This is a genomic window from Rhodococcus sp. CX, from assembly GCF_015865005.1.
GTDB lineage: Bacteria > Actinomycetota > Actinomycetes > Mycobacteriales > Mycobacteriaceae > Rhodococcus.
In genome coordinates, this window is sequence record NZ_JADZGH010000147.1 from 23264 (window position 1) to 31289 (window position 8026).

An 8026-nucleotide genomic window follows, 5' to 3' on the forward strand; every position below is an offset into this window, starting at 1 on the left:
CCGGCGACGCGGTCGCCCTGCTCGAGCCCGAGGGATCGCAGGTGAGCCGCGGTGCGGGAGACCGCGGCGTCGAGCTCCCGGTAGGTGAACGTGCGGTCCGCGAAGCGCAGCGCGACGCGGTCGGGGAAGCGGGCGGCCGAGCGGTGCAGCACACCGTCGACGGTGTTCGAGCGAGGATCGAGACTCATGGAAGTCAGGTTATAGGACGTCCAACCTTTGGTCGAGACCCAAGATCACCGCTGTTTCGACCCCCGGTTCAGCGTCCCTGCCAGACCGGTGGGCGCTTCTCGACGAACGCCGACATGCCCTCCTGCGCATCGCAGATCACCGCGTTCGCCGCCATCGTCTCGGCCATCGCCTCGTACGCCTCGTCCTGCGGCAGATCGATCTGCCGGTAGAACGCTTCCTTGCCGATCCGCACCGTCGCCGAGGACGCCGAGACGATCTTCGCCGCCAGTTCCGTCGTCCGGATCTCCAGCTCCTCGGGCGGCACGACGAAGTTCACCAGCCCCCAGTCGGCGGCCGTCTCGGCGTCGATCGTGTCGCCGGTCAGCAGCATCTGCAGCGCACGCTTGCGGCCGACGGCGCGGCTCACCGCGACCATCGGCGTCGAACAGAACAGGCCGATCCGCACACCCGGAGTTCCGAACACCGCGTCGGTCGCCGCGACCGCGAGATCGCACGACGCGACGAGCTGGCATCCCGCCGCGACGGCCGGGCCCTGCACCGAAGCGATGACCGGCTGCGGAATCGACTGCACGGTGCGCATCATCTCGTTGCACACGTCGAAGATCGCGCGTTCCTCCTCGAGCGTGCGCCCGATCATCTCCCGCAGGTCGTGCCCCGCCGAGAACACCGGACCGTCCGCCCGGATCACGATCACCCGGCTGTCCGCGGACAGCGCACGCAGACCCCGGATCACCTCGCGCATCGTGTCGACCGACAGCGGGTTGCGCTGCTGCGGGCGATTGAGGGTGAGGACGCCGATTCCGCTGGCGTCGTCGACGGCGATGAGAACGGGAGCAACACTGGTCTCGGTCATGGCCCCAGACTGCCGCACGAATACGTCCGGCACCACCGCAACGGGCCGGCCCGTCAGCGCGGTTGCAGGACCCGGATGTCCCCCGCCGCATGACGTACGTCGAACAGCAACTCCGTGACCCGCCAGCCGTCCGCGGTCCGGTGCAGCGTGTGCCGGTAGACGCCGAAGCATTCATACGGCTCGAGCGAGGCTCGCTCGCCGGCACCGAAGTGGCAGACGCGGGCCTTGCACGACGACCTGGCGACGTCCCCGTCGATCTCGACGACGAGATTGCCGAACAGGTGCTGTGACGGGCCGCAACCGTCGAGATTCGACCGGATCATCCGGACGATCTCGGCCCGCCCCGTCACCGGTGTGCTGCCCTCGCTGCCGTAGCGTGCCACCGCGTCCTCGGTGAAGAAGTCGTCCAGGCTCGCCCAGTCGCGGTCGTCGAGGGCATCCGAGTAGCGGTTGATCACCGCGGTGACATCCGCGCGGTCGGTAGGGAGACTGCGTGTGGTGCCACGCAGATGTTCACCCGTGTTCCCCGGCAGGTCGAACAACGAGTAGTCACGGAACGCGAAGCGCCACCGACCGTCCACTCGCTCGAACTCGTCGAGGTAACGGCCGGCTGCGACGACCTGTAAGGGCAGATCCTCGGTCGCCTGCAGCACGGTGTAGTACGAGCGGCACGTGGCGCGCCCGGCCGCGGCATCGACGTCGAGCAGCGGATTCGCAACGACATGCTTCGTTCGCGGGGTGCCGCACCGATGGATCTTCACCATCGAGCGCCACATGTCGGCCAGACCCGCTCCCCCGACGGTCTCGTGCTCGCCCCCGAACCGCACGCGGGCGTGCGAGAACAGCGACGCCGCATCCTCGAACCTGCCCGCATCCATGTGCTCGGCGTAGCGGTAGAGCAGATTGGTGATCGCCGTGGCATCGGTGCTCGACTCGTGAGTCATCGCCCGAGGCTCGCACCGCACCGGCAACCGCACAACCGGCCGTACCGGTGGACGGGAGGCCCGGACCGAACGGCCCGGGCGCCGGGCATTCGACGTGGGCAACGATTCGCGGAGCGAGGACCGATCAGACCGCGCTGCGCTGCAGCGGTCCGTCGACCGGACTGAGAACACCGAGCAACCGTCCCAGCGCGGACGCCACCTGATCAGGGCATTCGGCGAGGATCCGATGCCCGGCCCCCACGATCCGCACGAACTCGGCGTGCGGCAGGAGATCGACGATCGCCTCCGAATGCGCGATGGGGACGTATCGATCCGCGGTTCCGGCGGCGACGACGACCGGCACCCTCGCGAGAGCGACCAGCGCCGCGGATTCGTCGAGCACCGCGAACGCCGCGAGCAGACGCGACCACGCCACCACCGACGTGGTGCTCGACAGCACCAGTCCGGCGGTCCGCAGCCACGAGTCGCCCTCGCGGCCGCGGGACAGCAATGAGCACAACCGGCCACCGGCCCGTTTCGACACCTCCATCGCCCGAGGTGCGCGCGCGACCGCCCCGTGCAGCATCGACGCGGCCGGGTGCCGCAGATAGCGACCCACCCCGTGTTCCGCGAGCCCCGACGCAGCGGTCGCGATGAGCGCGACCCCGACGATGCGGGCGCCGATCGCGGCGGGATACAGCCGCGCGTAGGCCATCGCCACCATGCCGCCCATCGAGTACCCGGCGAGCACGATCGGCCCCGTGGGCACCAGCGTCCGCAACACGGCGTCGAGGTCGCCGGCGAGGCCGTCGAGCGTAAGCGAGGACACTTCACCGGATCCCGAACGTCCGTGTCCCCGTTGGTCGTAACGCACGATGCGCACTTCGGGCGCCAAGTGGCGGCGGACGTCGTTCCAGCTGTCGGCGTCCTGACAGTGGCCGTGCACGAGGACGACGGTCAGCGCGGCGTCCCGCGGTCCCTCGATCGTCGCGGCCAGCGGCACCCCGTCGTCGGCCACTACTGTGACACGCGAGATCCCGCTACTGGCGGGCCTCCTCGGCATCACGGAGGCGGGCCTCCTCGGCATCTCGGAGGCGGGCCTCCTCGGCGTCTCGGACATGGGCACTCCTGCGATGAGGTCTGCCCGAATAGTCGCCCGAGGGTCGAATGTCGTTAACCGCTTTCACCGAATCGTGATCACTGCTCGACGATCAGCCCGAGCGCGGAGGCCATCGCGACCGCCTGCGTGAGGTCGATCTTCGCGCCTTCGAGCTTCGCCGTCGTCCACAGCGCCGGTCCGGTCTGTGCGCCGCACAGGTCCGCACCGTCGAGTCGCACACCCGTCGTGCGCGCACCCGTCAGGTCGACGCCGCGCAGCGTGGCGGTGCGCAGGTCCGCTTCGACGAGATTGGTCTCCCGCAGCCGGCAGCCGGTGAAGTCGACGCCGCGCAGATCGGCCCGGCCGAGCGAGGCCAAGGTCAGATCCACCTCGTCGAGCACCACCGGCCGCATCCGGCACTGCTCGAAGGTCGAGCCCAGCAAACTGGAAAATCGGAATTTACTGTGCCACAGAGTTGTTCGATCGAAGGTGCAGGATCGGAAAGCGGTGGCGGTGTGGCGGGACCCGGACAGGTCCGCGCCTGTGAAGTCGCAGTCGGTGAACACCACGTGATCGGTGATCAGTCCACTGAGGTCGGCATCGCGGAACGTGCAATCGGTGTAGGTGTGGTTCGTCCACTCCCGGCCGTCCAGCCGCGCATCCGAGAAGTCCTCGCCGACGATCTCCACCGTGCCTTCCGCGCCCATGCACCCGATCCTGCCCGACGGCCGGGGCGGCACCGGCCCCGGCGCGCCGCGCAGTCGATCCCGTCAGTTGGCGGGTGTGTGGTGCTCGTGGGTGAACGGTTTCGTTCCGTGCACCTCGGGCCCGCCCTGCGGGTTGGTGTCCACGCCGTGGTTCTCCCGGATATCGGTGCCGAGCCACTGCTCCGTCGGTGCTTCGACGTACTTCCATTCCATGCCCTGGGGCCACGGTCCCTGGCCTTCGTTCCAGGGTCCTCGCACCGAGTCCGCACCGTTGGACATGTTGAACGCAAGGTTCTGGAACCGGTCGTCACCTGCGAGCGCACCGGGCGGGAAGTTCACCGGCAGTTCGTTCAGGGCCGCGGTGAACTGCTGGTAGTGCGCGACCTCGCGTGTCATCAGGAAGGTGAGCGTCTCCTGCACGCCGGGGTCGTCGGTGAACTGCTTGAGGTACTCGTAGACGATCTTCGCCCGCGTTTCCGCGCCGAGATTGCTGCGCAGGTCGACGGTCGGATCGCCGTTGGCGTTGACGTATGCACCCGTCCAGGGGACTCCGGCCGAGTTGCTCACGTCGGGACCGCCGCCGGTCAGCGCCAGGTACAGCGGATTCACGGCAACCTGATGGATCGCCTGTTCCTTACCGTCGGCGGTGGACACCAGCGGCATCCAGTCGCACCGTTCGTTCGCCATCTTCAGGTCGTCGTTGAGACCGTCCAACAGCATCGTGATCATCGATCCCACCATCTCGAGGTGACTCAGCTCCTCGGTGGCGATGTCCATGAACAAGTCGTACATCTTCGGGTTCTTGCGGCGCAGAATGAACGCCTGCGTGAAGTACTGCATCGCGGCTTTCAATTCGCCGTTGGCGCCACCGAACTGCTCCTGCAGCAGAGTGGCGAATCGCGGGTCGGGTCGGTCGACCCGCACCTCGAACTGTAGGTCCTTGTTGTGGATGAACATGTCACTCCTCGTCTGTGTGTGCACAGGGTCTGGAGGCGGGTACCCGGGACGCACGGAGGGAAACTGCCTCCGCCCGGACACCGTGCGTCGTTTACCGCAGGACCGCGCCGGGTATCACGTCGCGACCACCACCGAACCGGAGGCGATGACAATGGTGGATGCGTTCACTGTCCTGAGGAACGACCACGAGAGCGTGCTGGGCATGTTCGAGGTTCTCGACGGAGCCCCGCAGGGCAGCGGTGCCCAGCTCAGCGGATTGGGCACCATGGTGACCGATCTGGTCGTCGCGGAGTCGAGACACGAAGCGATCGAACAACAATACTTCTGGCCCCTGGTACGGGAACGACTCGAGGACGGCGACAAACTCGCCGACGACGCGATGTCACAGGAGAACTCGGGCAAGCATCTCCTTCAGAAGCTCGAGAACGGCAAACCCGGCGAAGACGAATACCACGGTGCACTGGCCGCTTTCATCACTGCGGGCCGCAAACACATCGCGTACGAGCAGAACGTGGTCTGGCCGCGTCTGGCCGCCGAACTGAGCGAAAGCGAACTTCAGGAACTGGGGGCAACTCTCCTCAACGCCAAGAAGAAGGCGCCCACGCGCCCGCATCCGGACACACCGTCCGGACCGGGCGCGCAGAAGATGATGGGCACGGCCGCCGCCACGCTCGACAAGATGCGCGATGCGGTCACCGGGCGCAGCCACCCACCGGACCCACCGACTCCGTAATCGATCCGGGCGAGGCGATCAGCGCGGAGCCAGCGCGCGGATCGCTTCCGCGGGATCGCCCGGGGTCGCCAGCGCGATCGCCGGCGTCGTCACGCCGGCCTCGGTGTAGCGCTCGATGTGTTCCCTGCAGGCGTCCGGATGGCCGTGGATCACGAGGTCGTCGACGACGCTGTCCGGGATCGCGTCGAGCGCGCCCTTGCGGTCGCCTTCCTCCCACAGCCGCCACATGCCGGCGAACTCGTCCGATCGTCCGAGGAACTCGTGGAATGCGCGGTAGACGGGGACGTTCATGTAGGCGGCGATCATGCGCCGGCCGAGCGCGCGGGCGGTGTCGGTGTCGAAGCCCTGGAGCACGAAGATGCGCGCGACGATCTCCTTGCCGTCGCCGCCTTCGTGCACGTAGGGGGCCACGGTGCGCACGTCGTCCGCGGACAACCAGTTGACGATCGCCCCGTCCGCTTCCCGGCCGGCGAGCCGCAGCATGCCGGGTCGCAGGGCGGCGAGCAGCACCGGCGGTGCGGGATCGGCGACGAGTCCCGGACGGAACCCGTCGACCGTGAACGTGTCGTACTCCTGGCTCACCTTCTCCCCCGCGAGCGCGGACTTCAGGAAGCGCAGGGTGTCGCGGGCACGTTTGAACGGCTCCTCGAACGGTATGCCGTTCCACTTCTCGACGATCACGTTGGACGAGGTGCCCACGCCGAGCACAAACCGTCCCGGCGCCGCGCTCGCCAGGGTCGCCGCGGACATGGCGAGGGTTGCGGGGCCGCGCGTGTAGACGGGGACGATCGCGGTACCGAGACGGAGGGTCGGCGCCCACACGCTCGCAAGGGCGAGCGGCGTGAAGGCATCGGCGACGCCCGCCTCTGCCGACCACACGTCCGTGTAGCCGAGATCCGGGAGCTCTTCGATCAGTTTGCGCTGGTCCGGGAGCGGAATCCCGTCGAGGGGAACGGTCAGTCCCCAACGTCGTGTGGTGTGCGTCATGTTCGCCACCCTAACTGCACGGCGTCACCGGCAACATCGCCGACAGCACAGCGCCAGGCATGCTCGCCGCGCGCGACCCGTGACCAAACCGTTATAGTCGGCGTCATGACGTCAGTTCTCGGTATGTCGGTCGGTGCCAGCGCTGTGCGGTTCGCGCGCCGCGACACCGAGCGCCTCGACGGCCCCATCTTCCGATCGCACTCGGTGACCGCACTACTCGAACGGCCGGAGGAACCGGCCCCAGAATCCCTCGAGACGGTCCTCACCCGAACCGGCGAGATCGACCAGATACAGGCCATCGGCGTCGCGTACCGGAACGAGGCACAGGCCGATGCCGTTCAAACCGCGATGGCCCGACTGGACATCGACAACTTCCAACTGGTCCCCGAAGTGACCGCAGCGCTCGAAATGCTGGAAGCGTCAGGCGATCTCGGCGACCACGAGACGCTCGTGCTCTACGATCTCGGCAGCTCCGGCCTCACCATCACGGTCGTCGACCGCACCATGAGATTCGTGCTGAGCACCGTACGCTCGAACGAGATCAGCGGCGACCTCGTCGACCGGCTGATCTACGACTACCACCTCGAACAGCACCGCTTGACCGGCCCCACCGACACAGCGGCACAACTGGCCCTGACTGCCAGGTGCCGCGACGCGAAGGAGCAGCTGTCCACCAGCGGGGCGGTGTGCATGCCGGGCGAAGGCGGTCTGCTGCTGCTCTCCCAGGACAGCTTCGACTCGCTCATCGACGACCCCGTCAAGACGTCGGCTCGTCTCACCCGCGAAGTCATCCGCCGCTCGGGGCGCACCCCCGACGCAGCGGTACTCATCGGCGGCGGTGCCAACATCCCCCTGGTCACCTCCGTGATGGAGTCGTGGCTCAACATTCCGGTGATCGTGCCCGCACAGCCCGAACTCGTCGCGGCGGACGGTGCGGCCCTGCTCGCGCAGCCGGCGACCGACACCCTCACCAGCGCGGTGGTAGCCCCGACGGAAACACCCGCGCTCGGCCCGTCGAGCCACGACCTCGACACTGTCGAACTCCGGACCGTCGAAATCCCGCACACGACCGACACGACCGACACGACCGACCCGACCGCACTGCCGTCGAAACGTCTGGGCTTCCTCATCGCCGGCGGTGTCGTCGCCGCCGTCGCTGTCATCGGCCTCGCCATCGGCCTGCTTCCGGGTTCCGACGACGCGCAACCGGCCGCCACGCCACAGAACACCCAGGCACCCTCTGCTACGCAGACAGTGGCGCCACAGCCCACCACGATCGCGGGTGCGTCGACGTCTCCGGAAGACGCTCCGCCGGTGATCGACAGCCAGCCGGTGATCGAAGACCAGCCGAGGGTCCCCGCACAGACCCGGGCTCCGGCCACCTATCAGTCTCGGACGCAGTCTCCGACGCAGACGTTCACCACGCCGCATACGCAGGAAAGTGCGCCGGACGACGCGTCGGCTCCGCCGGCCCCACCGCAACCAGTGGGGCTCCTTCCCAACGTGCCGCAGTTCCAGCTGCCCGCACTTCCCGCGCCCCCACAGATCCCCCTACCCGAATTGCCGCGCAGACCAGGT

The 8026-nt window shown here is 67.9% G+C and carries 9 protein-coding genes; 2 read left to right on the forward strand and 7 right to left on the reverse strand.

The window, feature by feature from the left end; all coding sequences use genetic code 11:
* The 6 genes from I0Q12_RS32950 to I0Q12_RS15855 all read right to left on the reverse strand — a co-directional run.
* On the reverse strand, positions 1-188 hold a 188-nt coding region (locus tag I0Q12_RS32950), incomplete at its 3' end, for an AMP-binding protein (protein ID WP_231610768.1).
* A gap of 68 nt (positions 189-256) precedes the next feature.
* A complete protein-coding gene (locus I0Q12_RS15830; RefSeq protein ID WP_197252814.1) occupies positions 257-1042 on the reverse strand; it encodes an enoyl-CoA hydratase in 786 nt (261 codons plus the stop codon).
* 53 nt (positions 1043-1095) lie between these two features.
* Positions 1096-1986, reverse strand: coding sequence for a nuclear transport factor 2 family protein (locus tag I0Q12_RS32955; RefSeq protein WP_231610763.1), 891 nt, complete (start codon positions 1984-1986; stop codon positions 1096-1098).
* Positions 1987-2110: 124 nt separating this feature from the next.
* Entirely contained in the window at positions 2111-2983 is an 873-nt protein-coding gene (locus I0Q12_RS15845; RefSeq protein ID WP_248673470.1) for an alpha/beta hydrolase, read from the reverse strand.
* A gap of 179 nt (positions 2984-3162) precedes the next feature.
* A complete protein-coding gene (locus I0Q12_RS15850; RefSeq protein WP_197252815.1) occupies positions 3163-3771 on the reverse strand; it encodes a pentapeptide repeat-containing protein in 609 nt (202 codons plus the stop codon).
* Positions 3772-3834: 63 nt separating this feature from the next.
* Positions 3835-4728, reverse strand: coding sequence for a manganese catalase family protein (locus I0Q12_RS15855; RefSeq protein ID WP_197252816.1), 894 nt, complete (start codon positions 4726-4728; stop codon positions 3835-3837).
* Positions 4729-4882: 154 nt separating this feature from the next.
* Here I0Q12_RS15855 and I0Q12_RS15860 point away from each other — a divergent pair, with 154 nt between their 5' ends.
* Positions 4883-5461, forward strand: coding sequence for a hemerythrin domain-containing protein (locus tag I0Q12_RS15860; protein ID WP_197252826.1), 579 nt, complete (start codon positions 4883-4885; stop codon positions 5459-5461).
* 18 nt (positions 5462-5479) lie between these two features.
* On the opposite strand, the gene I0Q12_RS15865 is transcribed toward I0Q12_RS15860, so the two are convergent.
* Positions 5480-6448, reverse strand: coding sequence for an LLM class F420-dependent oxidoreductase (locus I0Q12_RS15865; RefSeq protein WP_197252817.1), 969 nt, complete (start codon positions 6446-6448; stop codon positions 5480-5482).
* 105 nt (positions 6449-6553) lie between these two features.
* Between I0Q12_RS15865 and I0Q12_RS15870 the strand changes: the two genes are divergently transcribed.
* Positions 6554-8026: Hsp70 family protein (locus tag I0Q12_RS15870; protein WP_197252818.1), on the forward strand; the 1473-nt coding region annotated here is incomplete at its 3' end.